The 22407-nt window shown below is 68.6% G+C and carries 19 protein-coding genes and 1 riboswitch; of the genes, 5 read left to right on the plus strand and 14 right to left on the minus strand.

Going from position 1 to position 22407, the window contains the following annotated elements:
• Nucleotides 1-21: 21 nt before the first annotated feature.
• The 5 genes from groL to E7Y32_RS02295 form a co-directional block, all read right to left on the minus strand.
• Entirely contained in the window at nt 22-1659 is a 1638-nt protein-coding gene (gene groL, locus E7Y32_RS02275) for a chaperonin GroEL (protein WP_146335667.1), read from the minus strand.
• Between the two features lie 296 nt (nt 1660-1955).
• Complete coding sequence (locus E7Y32_RS02280; protein WP_395940434.1) at nt 1956-3284, minus strand: ABC transporter substrate-binding protein; 1329 nt, start codon at nt 3282-3284, stop codon at nt 1956-1958.
• A complete protein-coding gene (locus tag E7Y32_RS02285) occupies nt 3284-3487 on the minus strand; it encodes a cold-shock protein (RefSeq protein WP_146338142.1) in 204 nt (67 codons plus the stop codon). Before E7Y32_RS02285 ends, E7Y32_RS02280 begins: the two co-directional genes overlap by 1 nt.
• A 164-nt stretch (nt 3488-3651) precedes the next feature.
• Nucleotides 3652-4272, minus strand: a complete 621-nt coding sequence (locus tag E7Y32_RS02290; RefSeq protein WP_146335669.1) for a LytR C-terminal domain-containing protein — start codon at nt 4270-4272, stop codon at nt 3652-3654.
• Between the two features lie 91 nt (nt 4273-4363).
• Nucleotides 4364-4681, minus strand: a complete 318-nt coding sequence (locus E7Y32_RS02295; protein ID WP_395940435.1) for a DUF3263 domain-containing protein — start codon at nt 4679-4681, stop codon at nt 4364-4366.
• 182 nt (nt 4682-4863) lie between these two features.
• Between E7Y32_RS02295 and E7Y32_RS02300 the strand changes: the two genes are divergently transcribed.
• Together E7Y32_RS02300 and E7Y32_RS02305 are read left to right on the plus strand one after the other, a co-directional pair.
• A complete protein-coding gene (locus tag E7Y32_RS02300; RefSeq protein WP_146338146.1) occupies nt 4864-5568 on the plus strand; it encodes a uracil-DNA glycosylase in 705 nt (234 codons plus the stop codon).
• A gap of 25 nt (nt 5569-5593) precedes the next feature.
• Nucleotides 5594-6433 carry a siderophore-interacting protein gene (locus E7Y32_RS02305; RefSeq protein ID WP_146335671.1) on the plus strand — a complete coding sequence of 280 codons (840 nt, stop codon included), beginning with the start codon at nt 5594-5596 and terminating at the stop codon, nt 6431-6433.
• 10 nt (nt 6434-6443) lie between these two features.
• Here E7Y32_RS02305 and E7Y32_RS02310 read toward each other — a convergent pair whose 3' ends face one another.
• Both E7Y32_RS02310 and E7Y32_RS02315 read right to left on the minus strand, forming a co-directional pair.
• Nucleotides 6444-7940 (minus strand): threonine/serine exporter ThrE family protein, encoded by a 1497-nt coding sequence (locus E7Y32_RS02310; RefSeq protein WP_146335673.1) that lies wholly within the window; start codon nt 7938-7940, stop codon nt 6444-6446.
• Nucleotides 7941-7970: 30 nt separating this feature from the next.
• The gene (locus E7Y32_RS02315; protein WP_146335675.1) at nt 7971-9044 is read right to left on the minus strand and encodes a peptidoglycan bridge formation glycyltransferase FemA/FemB family protein; all 1074 of its coding nucleotides are present in this window, start codon (nt 9042-9044) and stop codon (nt 7971-7973) included.
• 136 nt (nt 9045-9180) lie between these two features.
• On the opposite strand from E7Y32_RS02315, the gene E7Y32_RS02320 reads away from it, so the two are divergent.
• On the plus strand, nt 9181-9693 hold the full coding sequence (locus E7Y32_RS02320; protein WP_146335676.1) for a TspO/MBR family protein: 513 nt from the start codon (nt 9181-9183) through the stop codon (nt 9691-9693).
• 4 nt (nt 9694-9697) lie between these two features.
• Here the strand turns inward: E7Y32_RS02320 and E7Y32_RS02325 are convergent, their stop codons facing one another.
• The 5 genes from E7Y32_RS02325 to gcvP all read right to left on the minus strand — a co-directional run bounded on the left by E7Y32_RS02325 (nt 9698) and on the right by gcvP (nt 17697).
• Nucleotides 9698-11110: an L-serine ammonia-lyase gene (locus E7Y32_RS02325; RefSeq protein ID WP_146335678.1), complete on the minus strand. Its 1413-nt coding sequence runs from the start codon at nt 11108-11110 to the stop codon at nt 9698-9700.
• A gap of 400 nt (nt 11111-11510) precedes the next feature.
• Nucleotides 11511-12842, minus strand: a complete 1332-nt coding sequence (gene glyA, locus E7Y32_RS02330; RefSeq protein ID WP_315897980.1) for a serine hydroxymethyltransferase — start codon at nt 12840-12842, stop codon at nt 11511-11513.
• Complete coding sequence (gcvH, locus tag E7Y32_RS02335; protein ID WP_146335680.1) at nt 12839-13222, minus strand: glycine cleavage system protein GcvH; 384 nt, start codon at nt 13220-13222, stop codon at nt 12839-12841. The genes glyA and gcvH overlap by 4 nt, the downstream gene beginning before the upstream one ends.
• A 470-nt stretch (nt 13223-13692) precedes the next feature.
• Complete coding sequence (gcvT, locus tag E7Y32_RS02340) at nt 13693-14826, minus strand: glycine cleavage system aminomethyltransferase GcvT (RefSeq protein WP_146335682.1); 1134 nt, start codon at nt 14824-14826, stop codon at nt 13693-13695.
• Nucleotides 14827-14835: 9 nt separating this feature from the next.
• Nucleotides 14836-17697 (minus strand): aminomethyl-transferring glycine dehydrogenase, encoded by a 2862-nt coding sequence (gene gcvP, locus E7Y32_RS02345; protein WP_146335684.1) that lies wholly within the window; start codon nt 17695-17697, stop codon nt 14836-14838.
• Between the two features lie 167 nt (nt 17698-17864).
• Nucleotides 17865-17963, minus strand: a riboswitch (glycine riboswitch).
• A gap of 155 nt (nt 17964-18118) precedes the next feature.
• On the opposite strand from gcvP, the gene E7Y32_RS02350 reads away from it, so the two are divergent.
• Nucleotides 18119-18997, plus strand: a complete 879-nt coding sequence (locus E7Y32_RS02350) for an aldo/keto reductase (RefSeq protein ID WP_146335685.1) — start codon at nt 18119-18121, stop codon at nt 18995-18997.
• Nucleotides 18998-19059: 62 nt separating this feature from the next.
• Here the strand turns inward: E7Y32_RS02350 and E7Y32_RS02355 are convergent, their stop codons facing one another.
• Both E7Y32_RS02355 and E7Y32_RS02360 read right to left on the minus strand, forming a co-directional pair.
• Nucleotides 19060-20118: an RNase H family protein gene (locus tag E7Y32_RS02355; protein WP_146335687.1), complete on the minus strand. Its 1059-nt coding sequence runs from the start codon at nt 20116-20118 to the stop codon at nt 19060-19062.
• Nucleotides 20119-20204: 86 nt separating this feature from the next.
• Entirely contained in the window at nt 20205-20744 is a 540-nt protein-coding gene (locus tag E7Y32_RS02360; RefSeq protein WP_146335688.1) for a helix-turn-helix domain-containing protein, read from the minus strand.
• Between the two features lie 68 nt (nt 20745-20812).
• Here E7Y32_RS02360 and E7Y32_RS02365 point away from each other — a divergent pair, with 68 nt between their 5' ends.
• The gene (locus E7Y32_RS02365; protein ID WP_146335691.1) at nt 20813-22384 is read left to right on the plus strand and encodes an MFS transporter; all 1572 of its coding nucleotides are present in this window, start codon (nt 20813-20815) and stop codon (nt 22382-22384) included.
• The last annotated feature ends 23 nt before the right edge of the window (nt 22385-22407 follow it).

The following is a 22407-nucleotide window of genomic DNA, read 5'->3' on the forward strand; positions in this document are numbered from 1 at the left end:
GGTGGTGACTGGCGCAGGTGGTTAGAAACCGCCCATACCGCCCATGCCGCCCATGTCGTCGCCGCCGCCCATCGCGGCACCGGCCTTCTCGGGCTTGTCGGCCACAACGGCCTCGGTGGTGAGGAACAGGCCGGCGATGGACGCCGCGTTCTGCAGGGCAGAGCGGGTGACCTTGACCGGGTCGTTGATGCCGGCAGCCAGCAGGTCGACGTACTCGCCGGTCGCGGCGTTCAGGCCGTGGCCTGCGGGCAGGCCGCGGACCTTGTCCACCACGACGCCGGGCTCGAGGCCGGCGTTGAAGGCGATCTGCTTCAGCGGGGCGTCGATGGCAACGCGGACGATGTTCGCGCCCGTTGCCTCGTCGCCGGAGAGCTGCAGGTTCGCAAACGCCTTGGCGCCGGCCTGGATCAGGGCCACGCCACCGCCGGCAACGATGCCCTCTTCGACAGCAGCCTTTGCGTTGCGGACGGCGTCCTCAATGCGGTGCTTGCGTTCCTTGAGCTCAACCTCGGTTGCGGCACCGGCCTTGATGACTGCAACGCCGCCGGCCAGCTTGGCCAGGCGCTCCTGCAGCTTCTCGCGGTCGTAGTCGGAGTCGGAGTTCTCGATCTCGGCGCGGATCTGGGACACACGGCCGGCGATCTGGTCGGCGTCGCCGGCACCTTCGACGATGGTGGTCTCGTCCTTGGTGACAACAACCTTGCGGGCCTTGCCGAGGAGTTCGAGGCCGGCGGTCTCAAGCTTGAGGCCGACTTCCTCGGAGATGACCTGGCCACCGGTGAGGATGGCGATGTCGGCCAGCTGGGCCTTGCGGCGGTCACCGAAGCCCGGAGCCTTGACGGCAACGGACTTGAAGGTGCCGCGGATCTTGTTGACGATCAGGGTGGCCAGGGCCTCGCCCTCGATGTCTTCGGCAATGATCAGCAGCGGCTTGTTGGACTGCATGACCTTTTCGAGGACAGCAACCAGTTCCTTGACGTTGGAGATCTTGGAGTTGACGATCAGGATGTACGGGTCCTCGAGGACCGTTTCCTGGCGCTCGGCGTCGGTGACGAAGTAGGCGGAGATGTAGCCCTTGTCGAAGCGCATGCCCTCGGTGAGCTCCAGCTCGAGGCCGAAGGTGTTCGACTCCTCGACGGTGATGACGCCTTCCTTGCCGACCTTGTCCAGGGCCTCGGCAATCAGGGCGCCAATTTCGTTGTCGCCAGCGGAGATGGACGCGGTGGCGGCGATCTCTTCCTTGGTTTCGATTTCCTTGGCGGAGGCCAGGAGTTCGCGGGTGACCGCCTCGACAGCCTTCTCGATGCCGCGCTTGAGGGACAGCGGGTCAGCGCCGGCCGCGACGTTGCGCAGGCCTTCCTTGACGAGGGCCTGGGCCAGCACGGTGGCGGTGGTGGTACCGTCGCCGGCGACGTCGTCCGTCTTCTTGGCAACTTCCTTGACCAGCTCGGCGCCGATCTTCTCGTACGGGTCGTCCAGTTCGATCTCCTTGGCGATGGAAACTCCATCGTTGGTGATCGTGGGGGCGCCCCACTTCTTTTCGAGGACGACGTTGCGTCCACGCGGGCCGAGGGTGACCTTGACGGCGTCGGCGAGGATGTTCAGGCCCCGCTCAAGACCGCGGCGTGCCTCTTCATCAAATGCAATGATCTTGGCCATAACGGCAGTAGTCCTTTCGGGACAGTCGTTAAGAATGAACCTGGGCCGTGGTGCCCGCGACGGACGATTCCTGCCCGGCAGCCTCTGTATGCCGCCGGACGGGGAATCTCACCCCAGCCAGGTGTTTCTCTCGCCCCCGGTGATCCTGCCGCCTCGTCGCAGCCGGCCGAACCGGGCGTCGTGTTAGCAGTCAATACGCGGGAGTGCTAACTCAATAATTAGCACTCCCCCGGGGAGAGTGCAAGCAGTGCCGGCGTGGAGGACCGCCACCGAGGCAGGCTCTTCGCTGTGAGCGATCAGGAGCCGGTGCTGTGGGCGGTTTCGCTGCCGGTCATCTTGGCGTTGTTGTCCGCTCCGTAGGTGTAGACCATGTAGGCGGCGGCGGTGACGTCGCCGTTGGAGTCGAAGTTGACCGGCCCGGACTGGCCGTTGTAATCGGGGCGCTTGCCGGCGCGGAGTGCGGCCACGCATTCCTGGTAGGACCCGCAGGCCTCGGCCTCCCCGGACTCCCCTCCGGCAGCACCGGCGCTCCCGCCGGAGACGGCGATGAGCCTGGCGGCAATCGAGGTCCCGGCGTCGTCCTCCGCTGCTGCGGCGGCGATGGCGGCGAGGTTGACGGCGTCGTAGGTCTCGGCGGCGAAAGCCATGTCTTTCAGGCCCGGATCGACGGCCACGAGTTCGGCCTGGAAGTGTGCGGAGGGGAACGTGCCGGGGAGGACCCCGCGGGCGCCGTCGAGGGCCTTGGAGCCAAGGCCCGGGCCGTACTGGTTGACGGCACCGTCGCTGAGGACGAGCTTCTTGCCGGCCAGGTCGGCGTTGTTGAGTTCGGCGATGGCGCCCTGGGCGCCGTCCCGGGCCACCAGGACGACGGCGTCCGGGGAGGCAGCCTTGGCGGCCGCGGCCGCCTGCTGAGCGTGGCCGGCCGTGAACTCGGCGTCGACCGCGGTGCCGAGGCCGGCGGCTTTCGCGGCGGCGGAGACGGCGACGGAGACTTCCTTGCCGTAGTTGCCCTCCTCGTGCAGCACGGCGATGGCCTTGGCGCCGCCGTCGCGGGCGAGCTTGACCAGCACGGACGCCTGCGCGATGTCCGCGGCGGCGGTCCGGAAGTAGTAGCCGCCGCTCTTGTATTTGCTGAGCCCCTGTGCGGTGTTCGCCGGGGAAATCAAGGCCACCTTGGCGCGCGAGAGCACGTCGATGGCGTCGGCGGCCCTGCTGGAGTCCGTGGGTCCGATCACGACGTCGGCTTTGGCCGCCACCAGCTTCTTGGCCTGGGCCGCGGTATCCGTGCCGATCGCTTCCGGCAGCAGTTCCACCGGCCGCCCCTTGTGCCCGCCGGCCGCGTTGATTTCCTTGACCGCGAGCTTTGCCGCCGCCAGCTGGGGGGCGTTGAGGAAGCTTTGCTTGCCGGTGTTGTCCAGGATCAGGCCGATCCGCAGGGTGCCGTCCCCGGAGGCGTCCACGGTGTCCGTCCGGGCGTTACCGGTGGGCCCGGCACAGGCGCTGAGCGCCACGGCCGCCGAGAGTCCGGCCGCCGCCAGGCCGGCAGCAGACGCGCGGCGGAACCGCCGGAGGTGCGGCCGGCGGTCGGGACTCTTCGGGGCGGGTGCCGCTGCGGGGAATGCCACTAGGCGGGCCGGACGCTTTCGGCCTGCGGGCCCTTGTCGCCTTCGCCGACTTCCAGCTCCACCCGCTGGCCCTCCGCGAGGGCGCGGTAGCCTTCGCCGTTGATCGCGGACCAGTGCACAAAGACGTCGGTCCCGGAGCTGTCGACGGTGATGAAGCCGTAGCCCTTTTCGGCGTTGAACCACTTGACGGTCCCCAGTGCCATCTTCTCCACACTTTCAGTTAGCTGGCTGACGGCCCACCTCGTTGTGCGCCGCGGTATGCGAAACCAAATCCGCAGATACTCTACCCACAGCCTCCCACCGGCCTGCTGACCGGGGCCGGGGGCCGCGCGGATAGTTATTCAGGCGTAACCGACGCGGGCCGGACTTACTTGAAGCCGGGGCCCAGGACGACGACGAGGGGCATCTTGAATTCGGCCGAATCGACGAGCGTTGCGATCCCCAGGAGCGAGCCCAGTGCTTCGGCGTTGGCTTTCTGGGCCGGGCCGTTGTAGAAGACCACCGAGGTCTGCTGCCGGGCGCCGCCCCAGTTGCCGAGCGGGCCGAGGACCCACCCCGCCGAGGTGACAGTGGTGCCGACGCGGCCGGCCAGGCCCGCCGTCGCAGTTCCGTTGTAGATGGCCACCGGCTGCGTTTTGTCCACGGCCGCGCTCGGTGTGGCTGAGGCGGACGGCGTCGAGCCTGCGGGGGCGAGGCTGCCGGTCGGCTCGGAACTGGCGGAGGGGGTGGCGGCGGCCGTGGTGGGGGCCGGCGACGCAGCGGCGTTGTTGCTGGCCTGGTCCGCGGTCATGGCTGACCCGCCAGCGGGACCGAAGCCCAGCTTGGGCAGCAGGAGGAAGGCGACGAGGCCGATTGCGAGGGCCGCGGCGCCAAAGGAGAGGATGGGACCCAATCGGCGGGAGCGGGGTGCGGAAACTGTCCGGTGGACGCCTTGGCGTGTGGAGGTCTCCGGGACCCGATCAAATTCATCCCGAGCGTACTTGGTCATGGTAAAACGACGTCCTTGCTGATTTCTGGCTGATGGCCCGCCGTCGGAATCCTCGCGGATTTGCGCGCCTCCGGCTGGATTTCCCGCGGTTTTACGCGTCTGAGCCGAGGCGGCGGGCGGTGCGGGCACGTTGTCGTGACGTACGTAGTCTACGCAATCTCTTGACCAGCATGGGATCGTGGGCCAGCGCCGCCTCGGTATCGATCAGGGCGTTGAGGATCTGGTAGTAGTGCGTGGCCGAGAGGTCAAAAAGCTCCCGGATGGCCTGTTCCTTGGCGCCGGCGTACTTCCACCACTGCCGCTCCAGGGCGAGCATCTGCTGGTCCCGGCTGCTCAGCGGCGAGTCGGCGGCGGCCGGCGATGGCTGGATGTCCTCCGCCGGCAGGTACTCGGGTGCTGCTTGGGCCACGACGCGCTCCCTGGCTGGTTCCGATAGTTGTCCCCCACATGCTACGGCCGAATAACAGCCTTGTCATTTATCGGGCGGGTCGCGGAAGGTCCTGCGAGAATGTGACCGTGCCCAACTCGCCGCATCCTGATGCCCTCTTCGACCTCGAGCCAGAGACTGCCGGGACGGCGGCCTTCGCAGACATGGCGCGGCAGCCGCTGGACGAGCTGATGGCGCCGGATTGGGCGGCCGCGCTGGCCCCGGTCGAGGGGCAGCTGCGGGAGGTCCTGGAGTTCCTCGCCGCCGAGGTGGCCGGCGGCCACGAGGTGCTCCCGGCGCCGTCGAACCTGCTGCGCGCCTTCCGCCAGCCGCTCGCCGGCGTCCGGGTGCTGATCGTGGGCCAGGACCCGTACCCCACGCCGGGCCACGCCGTCGGGCTGTCTTTCGCCGTGGACGGCGCCACGCGTCCGGTCCCGCGCAGCCTGGCCAACATCTACAAGGAGCTCGACGCCGACCTTGGGCTGCCGCCGCGGGTCCACGGAGACCTGGGCCGCTGGTCGGAGCAGGGTGTGCTGCTGCTCAACAGGGTCCTCAGCGTCCGGGCCGGCGCCGCCGGGTCGCACCGCGGCAAGGGCTGGGAAGCCGTCACGGCCGCGGCCATCACGGCCCTCACACTGCGCCGCGGCGACGACGGCGCCCCGTTTCCGCTGGTCGCGGTCCTCTGGGGCAAGGATGCTGCGGGCGTGCGGCCGTTACTCGGCTCCGCCGCCGTGATCGCCAGCGCACATCCCAGTCCCCTCTCGGCCTCCCGCGGGTTCTTCGGCTCCCGGCCCTTCAGCCGGGTAAATGAGCTGCTCACCGCCCAAGGGGACGGCACGGTGGACTGGGAACTGCCGCCGCTGCCGTGAGCAGATCTTGGCTAGGCTTAGCCGCATGACTTCGCTCCCCGCCGCCACCAGCGCCAACCGGAACTCCCGGCCCCAGACCAGCCTCGCGGTCCTGCGGCGCGAGCAACTCTCGCCGCATATGGTCCGGATTGTTGCCGGAGGCCCCGGCTTCGCCGACTACGTCAACAACAGCTACGTGGACCGGTACGTCAAGATTGCGTTCCCGCAGCCCGGGATTGACTATCCGCAGCCGCTGGACCTCTGGGCCATCCGGGAATCCCATCCGCGCGAACAGTGGCCGCACACCCGGACCTACACGGTCCGCTGGGTTGACGCGGCCGCGGCCGAGCTCGCGATCGACTTCGTGATCCACGGCGACGAAGGCCTCGCCGGGCCGTGGGCCGCGGCCGCCCAGGCCGGCGACACGCTCGTCTTTACCGGGCCGGGTGGCGGCTACAACCCGGATCCGGCGGCCGATTGGTACCTCTTTGCGGGCGACGAATCCGCCCTGCCGGCGATCAGCGCCGCGATTGAGTCCCTCCCCCGCGACGCCCGGGGCCTGGCGTTCCTGGAGGTGGACGGCGACGCCGACGTGCTGGCCCTCGACGCCCCAGCCGGCGTCGAGCTGCGCTGGCTCCTGCGACGCGGCGCGCCGGCCGGCAGCACCCCGCTGCTGGTGGACGCCGTGCGCGACGCCGTGTGGCCGGACGGCCGGGTCCAGGTCTTCGCCCATGGTGAGCGCGGCGCCATGAAAGGCCTGCGCGAGGTGTTCTTCGCCCAGCGCGGCCTTGAACGGGCCCAGGTCTCGCTGTCCGGTTACTGGGCCCAGGGCCGGGTGGAAGACGATTTCCAGGCCGAGAAGAAGCTGCCGATCGGCAAAATCTAGCCGCGGCGGGTCAGCGGCGCCGGGCCCGGCGCCGTTCGTTGCTGGCCAGGCTACGGGTCAGGGGCCGGGCGAGCGTGTCACCGAGCACGATGCCCGCGGCGACGCCGAGCACGATCGCCCCGGCGTTGAGCATCCCGCCGGCTCCCATCAGGATCTCGGACTCCTCGATCGTCAATACATACATGGACCGGAATATAGTCAGGCCGGGCAGCAGGATGAGCGCTGCAGGCACGGCGACAACCAGCTGCGGCGCCCCCATCCGCAGCGCCACCACCCGGGCCAGCAGGCCGATCACAACGGCGGCGAGGGCCGGAGCGAACCGGGGGCCGATGCCCGCGGCGGTTCCACCAATGAGCACCAGGTGCCCGACGACGCCGACGGCCGCCGTCGGCAGCAGCAGCTTCAGCGAGGTCTGCTCCGTCACGCCGATCGCGACCACGGCGATGGCGACCAGGGGAACCAGCGCCCACAACGGATACATCGGCGGGAATGTTTCGGTGACATCGATGGCTTCCATGCCGGTCATCGCCCCCACTACGAAGCCGACGGCGATCCCGGCGACAAGGGCTCCGAAGGTCAGCATGGTGGAGAGGAACCGGCCGGCCGCCGTGACGGGGAAGCCGTTGATCGCGTCCTGCACCGAGGAGACGAGCCGGCCGGTGGGGAGCAGCAGGAGAATCCCGCCCACCACCACGATCGCGGGGGCGATCTGCAGCCCGATCCGGTCACCGAAGCGCCACAGCAGCAAGGCGATAAGTGTGACCACAAAGGAACAGGCCGCCGTGATGAAGAAGTCCGGTGTGCGCCAGCGCCCCAGTTGCCGCGCCAGCAGGCTGATCAGCAGGTTGGAGAGGAAGGCGACCCCGGAGGCGGCCAGGTCCCCGCCGAGCACACCGACGAAGACCGCCGAGAAGACGCCGAAGGCAACGGTGACCATCCAGCGCGGGAAGGGTTTCGGGCTGTGGGTGATCTCGTCGAGCCGGCGCACCGCTTCCTCGCGCCCCACACCGCCGGCCACAATCTCGGTGACCAGCTGGTGAACCTCGGCCAGGCCGGCGTAGTTGTTGGTCCAGGACCGCACAACGCGCAGCAGCGAGATGGGCGTCTGGTCCTTGGGCGCGTAGTTGATCGCCACCGACTGGTTGGTGATGTCCACCTCGATGTTCTTCAGCCCCAGCGCGGCGGTGATCGCAATGATGCTGGTTTCCACTTCGAGGGCGCCGGCGCCATACCGGAACATCGATTCGGCCAGCTTGAGCGCGAAATCGATCGTCTTGCGGGCGGACGTGTCCACACCGCCCACCTGGATCATCGGGTTGGCGTACGGGCTGCCCGCCAGCCGGTCAACGATGCTCAGCGGGGCCGTCGGAGGATTTTCACCCTGGACCAGCCGGCGCAGCATCCGTTTGGCGGCAGCGTTCTGGCGCACCTGCAGCGGCGACATCGGCTGGGTCTTGGGCAAGCCGTCGGTGGGCGGCCTGCGCTGTCCGTCGGTTTCCTTGGTCATTCCGGCGTCCTCAACTGTCCGTACGTCGGTCTAGTAGAACTGCTGGCCCGTGCGCCGCGTGTACAGCTGGCGGGCGACGCGCTCCCCGGCGGCCATCCAGGCCTTGTACTTCAGCGGACTCAGGACCTGGTCGTAGCAGCCGACGAAGTCCGTGACGGTCTTGCTGAAGCTGGTCTTGAACAGGCCCAGTCCGTGGAAGGGGTTGGACGTGTCCTTGAGCTGATCGCTGGGCGGGGTGCCGCAGAAATCGTACTCGGTGCAGCCGAGCTCCCTCACCTGGTTGATGGCCGTCCACTGCACCAGGTGGGAGTCGCCGTACTGGCTGCGCTTCTGCAGGGATCCGCCGTCCTTGTACGTTCCCTTGCGGCCATAATTGATGATGAATGCGCCCACCGAGGGCACCCCGTTTTCGTAGACAAACAGCAGCCGGCCCTGGCCGCGTTTGATGAAGTTGGTCCAGAACTGGCGGTAGTATTCGTACTCGCGCACCCGGACCTGGGACTTGGCTTCCACCGTGGTGGTCATCAGCGCGTACATGGCCCGGAAGTTCTCCTCGCCGGGGTCCACGTTGTGGACCTCGACGCCTTCCCGGATGGCGCGGCGGACGGCGTTGCGCCCGCGCGAGTGCAGGTTGCGCAGCAGCTGGTTCTCCTCCGGGGAGATGTCCAGCAGCGCCGTCGAGTCGTTGGGCTGCAGGTTGTGGGTCTTGACCAGGCCGGCGCCTTCGATCACGCGCCGGGCGTCGTCGGACCGGATGATGTCCGGCTCGATCTTGATGGCGAAGACCCCCAGCCGGGCGCGCTTGACGAACTCGGCGTTCGCCGCGGCAATCCCGGGGATGTCCTCAACGGATGCCACATCCGGGCCCTTGATCAGGTACCAGAGCTTGCCGAGCAGCGGAAAGGACTTCTCCAGGACGAGGTTGTAGCTCGTGTAGTCGGTGGTCTCGTAGACCAGGTGCAGCGGTTTCCAGCCGAAGTGCTGCTTGACCTCGGCGAAGGCCTCCGATTGCAGCAGGTTGCCGCCGTTGGGGTTCGCCGTGACGTGGGCATCCCAGTTGGCGATCTCTTCGGTTGAGGCAAAACGTGCAGTGAATTCACGCAAGGGGGCGGCATCCAATCATTGCGGTACGAGCTTCGGCGGCATGGCTGGCATGCCGTCCCAAGTCTATCGGGCGGCCGGGGCGGTCCGGGGCGCCCGGCCCTGTCCCGGCCACCGGCCCCGGGACTAGGCTGGGGGCATGCAAGCGCAGCCGGAACCCCGGGGCCCCGCCGCCCAGGCACTCGCCCTGCTCGTGTTGCTCGGCGCTTCGGCACTCGTCGCGGCCCTCGGCGGGCTGGCCTCCGCGGTCAACGTCGACGGCTGGTACGCCGCCGCGGACAAGGCGCCCTGGTCCCCGCCGAACTGGCTGTTCGGGCCGGTCTGGACGCTGCTCTACATCGCAATGGCCGGGGCCGCCTGGCTGGTATGGCGCAGCCGGTCCCCCGCGAGGAGGCCGGCCCTCACTGCCTACGGCGTCCAGTTGGTGTTGAACCTGCTGTGGACGCCGGCATTCTTCGGCCTGTATCCGGCCTTCGGAACACCGGCGCTGTGGATCGGCTTTGTGATCATCGTGGCGCTGGCCGTCGCCGTGGCCGTCACGGTGTTGCGGTTCGGCCCGATCAGCCGCGCCGCGGGGCTGCTGATGCTCCCCTACCTGACCTGGATCGTGTTCGCTTCATCCCTGAACCTCTGGGCGGCGCTGAACAACTGAGTCCTCAGCATTCGACGACGTTGACGGCGAGGCCGCCCATGGCGGTTTCTTTGTATTTGGAGCTCATGTCCTTGCCGGTTTCGCGCATGGTCACGATGACTTCATCGAGGGAAACCCGGTGCGACCCGTCGCCCCAGAGGGCCATTTTGGCGGCGTTGATGGCTTTGGCCGCGGCGATCGCGTTGCGTTCGATGCAGGGGATCTGCACGAGCCCGCCGATCGGGTCGCAGGTCAGGCCGAGGTTGTGTTCCATCGCGATTTCCGCGGCGTTCTCGACCTGGGCCGGGGTGCCGCCCATGACTTCGGCCAGGCCCGCGGCGGCCATCGACGACGCCGAGCCCACCTCGCCCTGGCAGCCGACCTCGGCGCCGGAGATAGAGGCCTGTTCCTTGTAGAGCACCCCGACCGCGCCGGCGGTCAGCAGGAACTTCACCACCGTGTCGTCGCGGTCGGCCTGGCTGGCTTTGTCCATGCCGGGGGCGAAGTGCAGGGCGTAGTAGAGCACCGCGGGGATGATCCCGGCCGCGCCGTTGGTGGGGGCGGTGACGACGCGGCCGCCGGAGGCGTTCTCCTCGTTCACGGCGAGGGCGATCAGGTTCACCCATTCCTGCCAGTACTTCGGGTCCCGGTAGCCGGGGTCCTGGTCCGCGTTTTCCTTCAGCAGGCGTTCGTGCCAGTCCGGGGCGCGGCGGCGGACCTTGAGCCCGCCGGGCAGCAGCCCGGTCCGCTTCAGGGAGGTGTCCACGCACTCGGCCATCACGGAGTAGATGTGCAGGAGGCCTTCGCGGATCTCCTCCTCGGCGCGGGAGGCGCGTTCGTTGACTAACATGACCTCCCCGATCGAGAGCCCGCGGGCCTGGCAGTGTTCGAGCAGTTCCGCGGCGGTGCGGAACGGCAGCGGCAGGTCCTTGATGGAGGCGTCGAGTTCCTTCAGCGCGGCATCTTCTTCGCCCTCGCGGACGATGAAGCCGCCGCCGACGGAGAAGAACGTGGCGCTGTGCAGGGTCCCGCCGTCGGCGTCGGCCACGGTGAAGGTCATGCCGTTCGTGTGCCGGGGCAGGATGGTGAGCGGGCGCAGCACCATGTCCTTCACCCCGTAGGGCAGGGGCACGGCGCCGGCGAGCTGCAGGGTGCCGGTGTCGGCGATGGCGGCCAGCCGCTCCTCGACCTCCGCGGGGAGGATCTTCTCCGGGTGGTAGCCCTCCAGGCCCAGCAGGATGGCCGTCATGGTCCCGTGCCCGTGCCCGGTCGCGGCCAATGACCCGTACAGGTCCACCCGGAGCGACGCCACCCGGTCCAGGGCACCGGAGGCCTTGAGTTCCTCGGCGAACACCGCCGCGGCCCGCATCGGGCCAACGGTGTGCGAGCTTGACGGCCCCAATCCGATGGAAAAGAGATCAAAAACGCCAACAGCCATTACTGAATCCTAACTAGGCACTGCGGTCGGTGGGAGGGCTGGGTTGGTGGTTGGGCGGGCTTGCGTGGCGGTCGGGTTTGGGTGGCGGTCGGGTGGGATCCTCCGCGTGCTCGGTCGGCGCCGCCCGCTGAGCGGACGTCGCACTCCCTTAGACGCACGCTTCCGGAACCCGCCCAACCGCCGTACCCACGTCGCCTACCCCTGTGGCCCAGTTGAGCCGCCTCGGTGAGACGATTCCCGAGGGGGCGGATCGCCGTAGTTTTCGAAAGCGTGCGTCTAAGCGTGGGCCCACACCGTCAGGCTTCCCTGGCCGAGCTTGCGAGGCTAGGGAGACGGTGGGGAGGACGAGCGGGCACGCGTGAAAAGTCCGGTCCGCCGGACCCGGAGCAAGCCGGAACTCTTATCCGAGGTTGCTGACCGCCGGGTAGAGCGGGTGGGCGGCGGCGAGGGTCTGGACCCGGGTGCGGAGCCCGGAGAGGTCCGTGCCGGCGTCGGCGGTCAGCGCCTCGGCGATGATGTCCGCGACCTCGGCGAACGCGGCCTCGCCGAAGCCGCGGGTCGCCAGCGCAGGGGTGCCGATCCGCAGGCCGGAGGTGACCATCGGCGGGCGCGGGTCGAACGGGACGGCGTTGCGGTTGACGGTGATGTCGATCGCCGCGAGCCGGTCCTCGGCTTCCTGGCCGTTGAGCTCGCACTCGCGCAGGTCCACCAGGACCAGGTGCACGTCGGTGCCGCCGGAGATCACGTTGATCCCCTTCGCGGTCACGTCCGGCTGAACCAGGCGCTCGGCGAGGATCCGGGCGCCGGCGAGGACACGTTCCTGGCGTTCCTTGAACTCCGGGGACGCGGCGATCTTGAAGGCGACGGCCTTGCCGGCGATGACGTGCTCGAGCGGGCCGCCCTGCTGGCCCGGGAACACGGCCGAGTTGATCTTCTTGGCGATGTCGGCATCGTTGGACAGGATGATGCCGCCGCGCGGACCGGCGAGGGTCTTGTGCGTGGTGGACGTCGTGACGTGGGCGTGCGGGACCGGGGAGGGGTGCAGCCCGGCCGCGACGAGCCCGGCGAAGTGCGCCATGTCCACCATCAGGTAGGCCCCCACCGAGTCGGCGATCCGGCGGAACTCGGCGAAGTCCAGCTGCCGGGCGTACGCGGACCAGCCGGCCACAATGAGCTGCGGCTTGTGCTCGTGGGCCAGGCGATCCACCTCGGCCATGTCGATCCGGTGGTCATCCTCCCGGACCTGGTACGGGATGACGTTGTAGAGCCGGCCGGAGAAGTTGATCTTCATACCGTGTGTCAGGTGCCCGCCGTGGGCCAGGTTCAGGCCCATGATCGTGTCGCCCGGACGGATCAGGGCGTGCATCACCGAGGCGTTCGCCTGCGCACCCGAGTGCGGCTGCACGTTGGCGTAGTCGGCACCGAACAGGGCCTTGACCCGGTCGATGGCGAGCTGTTCGATCACGTCGACGTGCTCGCAGCCGCCGTAGTAGCGCTTGCCCGGGTAGCCCTCGGCGTACTTGTTCGTCAACACCGAGCCCTGCGCCTGCATCACGGCACGGGCCGTGTGGTTCTCCGAGGCGATCATCTCCAGGCCGTCACGCTGGCGGCCCAGCTCCGCGTCGATCCGCGCTGCGATCTCCGGATCCAGCACGGACAGCTCCGCGTCCAGGGACGGGGACACGACCTGCTCGAAGCTCGTCAGGGTGCCTGCCGCCGCAGCCCCGCTCACAGTTCGCCGCCGTTGGCTGCAGCGTACTCTTCGGCCGACATCAGCGGGCCTTCTTCGGCCACGGCGACCTTGAACAGCCAGCCGGCGCCGTACGGGTCGCTGTTGATCAGCGCCGGATCGGACACAACAGCGTCGTTGACCTCGGTGACCTCACCGGTGACCGGGGCGTACAGGTCCGAGACCGACTTGGTCGACTCGACCTCGCCGCAGGTCTCGCCCGCAGTGACCGTGGCGCCGACCTCGGGCAGGTCCACGTAGACGATGTCGCCGAGGGCATCCGTGGCGACGGCGGAGATGCCGATGGACACAACGTTCCCGCCCTCCCGGGCAACCCACTCGTGCTCGTCGGAGTACTGCAATTCAGGGGCAACTTTTGCCATGTGTTTTTCCTTTACGTTTGAAAAGTCGTGGGGCCGCTTAAGTGTGGCTGGGTTGGGTGGCGGATGAGGCGATTCCTCCGCGTGCTCGCTCGTTCCTCGCTTAGACGCACGCTTCCGGAATCCCCTCACCCGCCGCTATTCAGTTCAGTTTTCGGGGCCAACAGTTCCCCGGAAAGAAACAGTGGCCGTCGATATCTTCGAGAGCCTGGCCACGGTAGGCGGTAATCGCCCAGCACCCTTGCGTTTCGAAAGCGTCGCCCGAGGTGATTGGAGCGGAAAGTGAGCCTGCCTTGAGGGGGCGGCCGGGCTGGGTTTTCGAAAGCGTGCGTCTAAGCGAGTGACCGCCGTCCGGGTTCCCTGACCGAGCTTGCGAGGTTAGGGAGACGGCGGGAAAACGAGCGAGCACGCGTGAAAACCCAGTCGGCCGGTCCCGGGCCCGGGTACCGCTGAGGCACCCGGGACCCGACGGGCTACTTTTGGCGCTTGTAGAAAGGCAGTGCGACAACTTCGAAGGGCTCGCTCTTGCCCCGCAAATCAATGTCCAGGGCGGTGCCGGGCTCGGTGAACTCGACGTCGACGTAGGCCATCGCGACCGGGTAGCCCAGGCTGGGGCTCGGCTGGCCGGAGGTGACTTCGCCGACGACGTTGCCGTCCTTCAGGACCGGGTAGTGGCCGCGGCCGGCCCGGCGGCCGAGGCCCTTGAGCCCGACGAGCTTGCGGCCAGCGGTGGACCCGGCGCCCGCTTCCTTCTTGGCGGCCAGGGCTGCCTTGCCAACGAAGTCGCCTTCCTTGGACAGCGCGACGACGGGGCCCAGGCCGGCGGCGAACGGGTCGCCTTCCAGGGAGAGCTCGTTGCCGTAGAGCGGCATGCCGGCCTCGAGCCGGAGCGAGTCTCGGGAGGCGAGGCCCGCGGGGGTCAGTTCGCCGTCTTCGGCGATGGCGACCAGCGCCTGCCAAAGGGTGGCGGCGTCGTCGTTGGAGACGAAGATTTCGAAACCGTCCTCGCCGGTGTAGCCGGTGCGGGCCAGCAGGAGGTCCTGGCTGGCCCCGCCGAACATAAACGGGACGTCGACGGCGGCGTAGTACTTCAGGCCAGTGACGAGCTCGTGCTGGGCCGCGGGGACCAGGCGGAGCAGGATGGCCTCCGCTTTGGGGCCCTGGACCGCGATCAGCGAGGTGGAGGCGGAGGCATCTTCGACGGTGACATCAAAGCCTTCAGCCCGCTCGGCGAGGGCCGCGGCCACGACTTTGGCGTTGCCGGCGTTGGGGACCACAAGGAACTTCTGGTCGCCGCGCCGGTAGGTGATGAGGTCGTCGATGATGCCGCCGTCCGCGTTGCAGATCAGCGAGTACTTGGCCTTGCCGACCGCCATGGCGGAGATCTTGCCCACGAGGGCGTAGTCCAGGAAGGCTGCGGCGTCGGGGCCGGTGACCCAGACTTCGCCCATGTGGGAGAGATCGAAAAGGCCCGCGGCGTTGCGGACGGCGTGGTGTTCAGCCAGCTCGGAGCTGTACTTGAGCGGCATCTGCCAGCCGCCGAAGTCCGTGAAGGAGGCGCCGAGCTTCTTGTGCTCTTCGTAAAGGGCCGTGTAGTTCTCAGTCATCAACAATCCTTAGTTTTCGAATTCGGACAGCGGCGGGCAGGAGCAGATCAGGTTGCGGTCGCCGGCGGCGCCGTCGATCCGGCCGACCGGGGGGAAGTACTTGTCCTGCCGGAGCGTGTGGACCGGGAAGACTGCCTGCTCACGCGGGTAATCGCGGGTCCACTCGGTGCTGATGACAGCGGCGGCGGTGTGCGGGGCGTTGCGCAGCGGGCTGTGCTCCACGCTGAACTCGCCGTGCGCCACCTGGTCGATCTCGGCGCGGATCGCGATCATTGCCGTGATGAACCGGTCGATCTCGCCGAGGTCCTCGGACTCGGTGGGTTCGACCATCAGCGTGCCCGCCACGGGGAACGCAAGGGTGGGGGCGTGGAAGCCGTAGTCGATCAGGCGCTTGGCGACGTCCTCGGCGGTGACGCCGGTCTTGGCCGTGAGCTCCCGCAGATCCAGGATGCATTCGTGGGCCACCAGGCCGCCTTCGCCGGTGTAGAGCACCGGGAAGTAGTCGTTAAGGCGGGCTGCGATGTAGTTGGCCGCGAGCAGCGCCGACTTGGTGGCCTCGGTCAGGCCCTGGCCGCCCATGAGCTTCACGTATGCCCAGGAGATCGGCAGCACGCCCGCGGAGCCGTAGCGGGACGCCGAGATCGGGGTGCCCTCGGCACCGTTGGCGGGATCCGCTGCGTTGCCGGGCATAAACGGGGCCAGGTGGGCCTTGGCCGCGACCGGGCCGACGCCGGGTCCGCCGCCGCCGTGCGGGATGCAGAAGGTCTTGTGCAGGTTCAGGTGCGAGACGTCCCCGCCAAACTGGCCCGGCTGGGCCAGGCCCACGAGGGCGTTGAGGTTGGCGCCGTCGATGTAGACCTGGCCGCCGGCGGCGTGGACGGCGTCGCAGACCTCGCGGACGTCGGCGTCGTACACCCCGTGCGTGGACGGGTAGGTGATCATGATCGCGGACAGTGCGTCCTTGTGCAGCTCGATCTTGGCCTGCAGGTCCGCGTGGTCGATCGTGCCGTCGGTGGCGGTGGCCACGACGACGACCTTCATGCCGGCGAGCACCGCGGAGGCCGCGTTCGTGCCGTGCGCCGAGGCCGGGATCAGGCAGACGTTCCGCTGGGCCTCGCCGCGGGAGCGGTGGTAGCCCCGGATCGCGAGCAGGCCGGCGAGCTCGCCCTGGGAACCGGCGTTGGGCTGGATGGAGACCTGGTCGTAGCCGGTGATCTCGGTCAGCTGGGCTTCGAGGTCCTCGATCAGTTCGCGCCAGCCGGCGGTCTGGGAGTCCGGGGCGAAGGGGTGGATGGAGGCGAACTCCGGCCACGAGATGGCCTCCATCTCTGCCGTAGCGTTCAGCTTCATGGTGCAGGAACCCAGCGGGATCATGGTGCGGTCCAGCGCGAGGTCCCGGTCCGAAAGGCGGCGGATGTAGCGCAGCAGCTGGGTCTCGGAACGGTGCGTGTTGAAGACCGGGTGCTGCAGGTAGTCGGAGGTCCGCTCGACGTCGCTATCCAGGGCGAAACCTCCGCCACTGCTTGCGGCGGATTCAACGACCGTGGCGCCGAAGGCGGCGACGACGTCGGCGACGTTTGCCGCCGTCGTCGCCTCATCGGCGGAGATGCCGACCGTGTCGGCGTCGATGGAACGAAGGTTGATGCCCCGGGCGTCGGCGGCGGCGATGAATTCCGCGGCCTTGCCCGGCACCGAGACGGTGACGGTGTCGAAGAACGAGGTGTGCAGCACGTCCAGGCCGGCGGCCTTCAGCGAGGCGGCGATGGTGCGGGCGTGGCCGTGGACGGTCTCGGCGATTGCCTTGAGCCCGTCCGGGCCGTGGTAGATAGCGTAGAACGAGGCCACAATGGCCAGCAGCGCCTGCGCGGTGCAGATGTTGGAGGTGGCCTTCTCGCGCCGGATGTGCTGCTCGCGGGTCTGCAGCGCCAGGCGGTAGGCGGGCATGCCTGCGTTGTCCTTGGAGACACCGACGAGGCGGCCGGGCATGGAGCGCTCAAGACCCTTGGCGACGGCCATGTAGGCGGCGTGCGGGCCGCCGAAGAACAGCGGCACACCAAAGCGCTGGGCGGAGCCGACGGCGATATCAGCACCCTGCTCGCCCGGGGAGGTGATCAGGGTCAGGGACAGCAGGTCCGCGGCCACGGTGACGAGCGCGCCGCGTTCCTTGGCCTCGGCGATCACGGCGGTGTGGTCAACCACGCGGCCGGAGACACCCGGCTGCTGCAGCACAACGCCGTTGATGACGCCCTCGGGCAGGCCCTTGGTCAGGTCGGCGACCTCGACCTCGAAGCCGAGGGCCTCGGCGCGGCCCTTCACGATCGCGATGGTCTGCGGCAGGCAGTCGGCGTCGAGGACGGTCTTGCCGTCGTGTGCGGTCTTGTTCTTGTTGGCCCGGCGCATCATCAACACGGCCTCGGCCACGGCGGTGGCTTCGTCCAGCAACGAGGCGTTGGCGATCGGCAGGCCCACGAGGTCCTGGACCATGGTCTGGAAGTTCAGCAGCGCCTCGAGCCGGCCCTGCGAGATCTCGGGCTGGTACGGCGTGTAGGCGGTGTACCAGGCCGGGGCTTCGAGAATGTTGCGTCGGATCACGGCGGGCGTGACGGTGTCGTAGTAGCCCTGGCCGATCATCTGCACGGCGGTCTTGTTCTTGGCGGCCAGTCTGCGCAGCTCGGCGAGGACTTCGACTTCGCTCAGTGCCGCGGTGAGCGCCAAGTCGGAGTCCTGCCGGATGTCCTTCGGAACGGCCGTATCCACCAGCGCGTCGACGGTGTCGTGGCCGACAGCCTTCAGCATGGTGTCGACGTCGGCCTGGCGGCGGGCGCCGATGTGCCGGTCAACGAAGGACGTGGAGGCTGAGGTAACAGTCACAAGGAACTCCATAACTAAGGCGGCGCAGGGTACGCCACATTGATTCGGGTTCCTCCCCGCTCTGTATTGGACCTGAGAGTTTCCGCGCAGCCGCTTTGGCGAGGCTCCGCTTGCACCGTCGGTGAGCACAGCGCGCCCGGGGCGCGCCTGCTGCTTTCCAGAGTTGCCTTGCCGCGGCGGTACATGGGCCTGAGAGATTCCTGGGGAGGATTTGCTCCTACGGCGCCTGCTTGTACCTACTTGCAGAACTCTCCCGCCGCAGATCAAAGGCATATTCAATTGCTCGTGACCGCAGTCACAAGTCCCATTGTCCTACGCCGGGGGCACGTCCGCAAACTCCGCTCACGGGCCGCTGCAGCGTTACGGTGGAACGGTCGCCGGGACGCGGCGGCGCAGCGGTTGGACGGCGAGGAGAAGAAGCATGCTGGAGCAAAGGCCATTCGGTATCACTGGGTTGGACGTCTCGATCGTGGGGCTCGGCGCCGGCCAGATCGGCGAGAGTGATGTCACCGAAGCCGAAGCCGCCGAGGTGCTCAACGGGGCCTTGGATCTCGGTGTCACGCTGATCGATACCGCCGCCAGTTACGGGCTGAGCGAGGAGCGGATCGGCCGGCACCTTGCCGGACGCCGGGATGAGTTTGTCCTCTCCACCAAAGGTGGGCCCAAGATCAACGGGCAGCGGGACTGGTCTCCGGGCAGCGTGCTGGAGAGCATCGAACAGTCACTGCGCAAGACCGGCTCGGAACGGATCGACATTTTCTACCTGCACTCGTGCCCGCTGGATGTCCTGCAACGCGGCGACCTTCAGGACACGCTGGACCAGGCCGTCGCCGCCGGCAAGATCGGAGTGGCGGGCTACAGCGGAGACAATGAGCCGCTGGCCTTCGCGGTGGAGTCCGGACGGTTCGGTGCCATCGAGACCAGCGTCAACGTCGCCGACCAGTGGAATCTCCGGAATGTCCTGCGCCGGCGGCCTGAGTTGGGCGTGATCGCCAAGCGCCCGATCGCGAACGCGCCGTGGCGGTTCGCTGCGCGTCCTCTCGGCAACTACGCAGAGCTCTATTGGGAGCGGCTGCATGCACTGGGCCTGGACCCGGGCGACCTGGAATGGGCCGAGTTCGCCCTGCGCTTCACGGTGTACGCGCCCGGCGTGGACACGGCTATTGCCGGGACGGCCAAGCTGGAGCACCTGCGGCGGAACGTCATGGCCGCCAGCCGGGGCCCGCTTCCGGCCTCGGCCCTGGACGGCATCGACCGCGCTTGGAGCGCTGTTGGTTCTGACTGGCCGGCTTCGACCTAACAGCAGCTAACGGCCACCCGGCCCGGCAGCGTTGCGGGCCGTGGACGCCCCGCCGGCGCCCCTCACGCGGCCAGGCGGAAGTGGCAACGGCTGTGCTCCTGCACGGCGGCAGGGGCGTCGCGTTCGATGGATGAGCGCAGGGCTGCCGCCTGCGCGGCGTCCAACCCGGCTTCGTGGGAGCGCCGGGCCACAACGGCAAGCCGGTCAGCCACCTCGTTCAACGGATCTCCGGCATGCCCTTTGACCCAGCACAATTCTGCCGAGACTCCCGAGAGAAGCGCGCAGATCCGGGCGACTTCGCCGTGGATGGCTCCGGAGCCGCCGGCAGGATCGGCCCCGGCCAGGCCCCTGCGTACAAGCGCCAGGCTGTCCCGGCTGTCGCTGAAGAGCCGGAGGATTCCGGTTCCGAGGCGCAGCGCGGGGTGCAGCGACAGCGCCAGCTGGATGCCCTTGCGCATGGCCTTGAGCTCAGCGTGCAGGACGCTTGAGCACACGGCGGTCCCTGCCCCCGTACGGTAGCTGCCGCCTCCGCCGGTTGCTACGACCCAGCCCAGCCCAACGGTCGCTGCTCTGCCCTTGGAGGCGTCGGTCACAACATCCACCACTGCCCCGCCGGCGGACAGTCCGGCCAGGACTGCCGTTTCAAGCCTTCCGTCGCTACTGCAGGGCACTTCGCCGATGAAGATGGCCTCCTCCAGTGCGAGTTCCGACACCTGCCTGCGGAGTTCGAGCAGGAGCCGGCGGCATGCCACCACCCGCACTACCGCGTGCAGCTCAGCCCCGGCACCGTCCGGAGCTGCACCAGGCCGCTGTTCCAGCACGGCGAGCAGCACCTCCATGGCGATTCGCCGGTAGCAGTGGTCCGCGCCGGGGCCGAGGGCGGCGGTTCCGGTCACGAGCGGACGGTCGTCCGGCTCGGCGATCCCGGCGGAGGCTGCGGCTCCGCGGACCGGGGCCAGCGCCCAGGAACCCAGGCCGAACTGGACCGTGGCGGCGACTTCAACGATGCTCGCCAAGTGGTGTTTGCGGACCTCCGTCAGCAGTACCCCGCGCCGCGCCGGTGCCGACGGCTTCGGCGTCGGACGGTTCTCCGCCTGCTGTGAACTGACCTGCGCACCCATGGTTTCCCCCTGTTGTCACCGGCCCGGAAGGATTCCGGGTCCGCTTGACGAAGGCTAAACGGCACCTGCGACAAAATAAGCCACACTCAGCCGCGCAGCCGTTCGACGGCGGCGAGCAGGCCCTCGACGTCGCCGGCCACCTCCGGCGGCGCCCCGCCGGGAGCCCGCGCGAGCATCGCGTTGAAGTACAGCCCGTCCCCCATGTACAGCACAGCCTTGGCCATCGCAGGTCCGACGTCGGCAGCGAGCAGCGCCAGCCAGCTGGCTTGAACCCCGGCCATCCGCTGCAGGGTTTCAGCGTGCGCCACTTCGGCCAGCCGGGTGGCGGCCACAAACACCCGGTCCAGCGGGGTGTCGGCCCACACGGAGGATTTGATGAAGTACGCCGCCGCCCCCTCCGGCGCGGCCGCCATGGCATCAAGGTCCTCGGCGAGGAGCAGGTCCAGGCGCTCGAGCAGCACCGCGATCATGGCCTCCTTGTTCGGGAAGTGGTACAGCAGGCCACCCTTGGAGACACCAGCCAGCCGGGCCACCGCATCCAGCGTCGCGGCGCGTTCCCCCTCGGCGATGAGCAGGGATTCGAAGGCGTCGAGGACGGCTTCTCGGGCGACGGGTTTTCTGGCCATGGGTTACATCATGCCTGCCGGGAACCTCATTTCTTAACTATACCGTCCAGACGGTACAGTTAAGTTTCATGAGCACCACATTTCTGCACCCCACCGCCCGCACAGCCACGGCCCCGGAGCCCCGCGCGCCCTGGCGGGACTGGCTGGCGCTGACCCTGCTGATGTTCCCGGTGCTGCTGGTGGCCGTGGACAACACGGCCCTGACGTTCGCGCTGCCCGCGATTGCCCGCAGCCTGAATGCCACCGGGGTGGAACTGCTCTGGATTGTTGACGCGTACCCGCTGGTCCTGGCCGGCCTGCTCGTGGCGATGGGCAGCCTGGGCGACAAAATCGGCCGACGGCGGCTGCTGCTGGTCGGCAGTACCGGCTTTGCGGCAGTCTCCGCGGTAACGGCGTTTGCGCCCGGCCCGGAGTGGCTGATCGCCGGCCGGGCCGGACTCGGCTTCTTCGGCGCCATGCTGATGCCGTCCACGCTGTCGCTGATCCGGAACATCTTTCCGGAGCCCAACCGGCGGCGGCTCGCTGTGGCGATCTGGGCCGCCGGGTTCTCCGGCGGCGCGGCACTGGGCCCGATCCTGGGCGGCTGGCTGGTGGAGCACCTCTGGTGGGGTGCGGTCCTCCTCGTCGCGGTGCCCATCATCCTGCCGCTGCTGGCACTCGGTCCGGCGCTGATCCCGGAATCCCGCGACCCGAAACCGGGCCCCGTGGACGTGCCCAGCATTGTCCTGTCCCTGCTGGCCATGGTCCCGGCGGTCTACGGCATTAAAATGCTCGCGACCCACGGCCCGGCGCCGGAGCCCCTGGCCGCCCTCGGCATCGGCCTCCTGATGGGGTACGCCTTCGTCCGCCGCCAGCGCCGGCTGGCAGCCGCTGAGTCAACGGCTCCCCTGCTGGACCTCGGCCTCTTTGGGAACCCGGTCTTCAGCACCGCCATCACGGCGAACGTGCTGGCACTGTTTTCCTACAACGGCTTTATCCTTTTCCTCGCCCAGCACCTGCAGCTGCTCGAGGGCCAGTCGCCGTCGGAGTCCGGCCTGGCGATGGTCCCGGCCCTGGCCGCCACCGTCGTCGCCGGCCTGCTCGCGGTGCCGCTGGTGCGGAGGGTCCGCCCGGGCTTTGTGGTCGCCGGCGGCCTGCTGTTGAGCGCCGGGGGCTATGCCCTGGTCGCCGTGGGCGACCACGACGCCGGTCCCGGGATGTTGCTGGCGGCGCTGCTGGTGCTCTGCCTAGGCGTCGGCGCGGCCGAGACGATCTCCAACGACCTGATCCTGGGGGCGGTCCCGGCCGCCAAGTCCGGCGCGGCGGCCGCCATCTCGGAAACAGGTTACGAGATCGGCTCTCTGCTCGGCACCGCCATCCTCGGCTCGATCCTTACCGCCTCCTACCAGCGGAACTTGCAGCTGCCCGCCGACGTCGCCAGCGCCGGTACCGGGGCGGCCCACCAGGCCGGCGAGACCCTGGCCGGGGCCACCGAGCTGGCCCAGAGCCTCCCGGCCCCACTGGCCGAGGCCGTGACGGCCGCCGCCCGGACCGCCTTCGACTCCGGCGTCCACATCACATCCACGATCGCCCTGGTACTGATGGCGGGCGCAGCCGTGCTCGCCGCCGTCGTGCTGCGGAAGGTGCCGACGGCGGCCTGAACCGGCTTACCGCGGGTTAAACG

The organism is Arthrobacter sp. UKPF54-2, assembly GCF_007858535.1.
GTDB lineage: Bacteria > Actinomycetota > Actinomycetes > Actinomycetales > Micrococcaceae > Arthrobacter.

What these genes read in the sequence shown, in the direction of transcription:
- groL (WP_146335667.1), bottom strand. Translation starts at nt 1,659, where the DNA reads ATGGCCAAGATCATTGCATTTGATGAAGAGGCACGCCGCGGTCTTGAG.
- E7Y32_RS02285 (WP_146338142.1), bottom strand. Translation starts at nt 3,487, where the DNA reads ATGGCACTGGGGACCGTCAAGTGGTTCAACGCCGAAAAGGGCTACGGC.
- E7Y32_RS02290 (WP_146335669.1), bottom strand. Translation starts at nt 4,272, where the DNA reads ATGACCAAGTACGCTCGGGATGAATTTGATCGGGTCCCGGAGACCTCC.
- E7Y32_RS02300 (WP_146338146.1), top strand. Translation starts at nt 4,864, where the DNA reads ATGGCGCGGCAGCCGCTGGACGAGCTGATGGCGCCGGATTGGGCGGCC.
- E7Y32_RS02305 (WP_146335671.1), top strand. Translation starts at nt 5,594, where the DNA reads ATGACTTCGCTCCCCGCCGCCACCAGCGCCAACCGGAACTCCCGGCCC.
- E7Y32_RS02310 (WP_146335673.1), bottom strand. Translation starts at nt 7,940, where the DNA reads ATGACCAAGGAAACCGACGGACAGCGCAGGCCGCCCACCGACGGCTTG.
- E7Y32_RS02320 (WP_146335676.1), top strand. Translation starts at nt 9,181, where the DNA reads ATGCAAGCGCAGCCGGAACCCCGGGGCCCCGCCGCCCAGGCACTCGCC.
- E7Y32_RS02325 (WP_146335678.1), bottom strand. Translation starts at nt 11,110, where the DNA reads ATGGCTGTTGGCGTTTTTGATCTCTTTTCCATCGGATTGGGGCCGTCA.
- gcvH (WP_146335680.1), bottom strand. Translation starts at nt 13,222, where the DNA reads ATGGCAAAAGTTGCCCCTGAATTGCAGTACTCCGACGAGCACGAGTGG.
- gcvT (WP_146335682.1), bottom strand. Translation starts at nt 14,826, where the DNA reads ATGACTGAGAACTACACGGCCCTTTACGAAGAGCACAAGAAGCTCGGC.
- E7Y32_RS02350 (WP_146335685.1), top strand. Translation starts at nt 18,119, where the DNA reads ATGCTGGAGCAAAGGCCATTCGGTATCACTGGGTTGGACGTCTCGATC.
- E7Y32_RS02355 (WP_146335687.1), bottom strand. Translation starts at nt 20,118, where the DNA reads ATGGGTGCGCAGGTCAGTTCACAGCAGGCGGAGAACCGTCCGACGCCG.
- E7Y32_RS02360 (WP_146335688.1), bottom strand. Translation starts at nt 20,744, where the DNA reads ATGGCCAGAAAACCCGTCGCCCGAGAAGCCGTCCTCGACGCCTTCGAA.
- E7Y32_RS02365 (WP_146335691.1), top strand. Translation starts at nt 20,813, where the DNA reads ATGAGCACCACATTTCTGCACCCCACCGCCCGCACAGCCACGGCCCCG.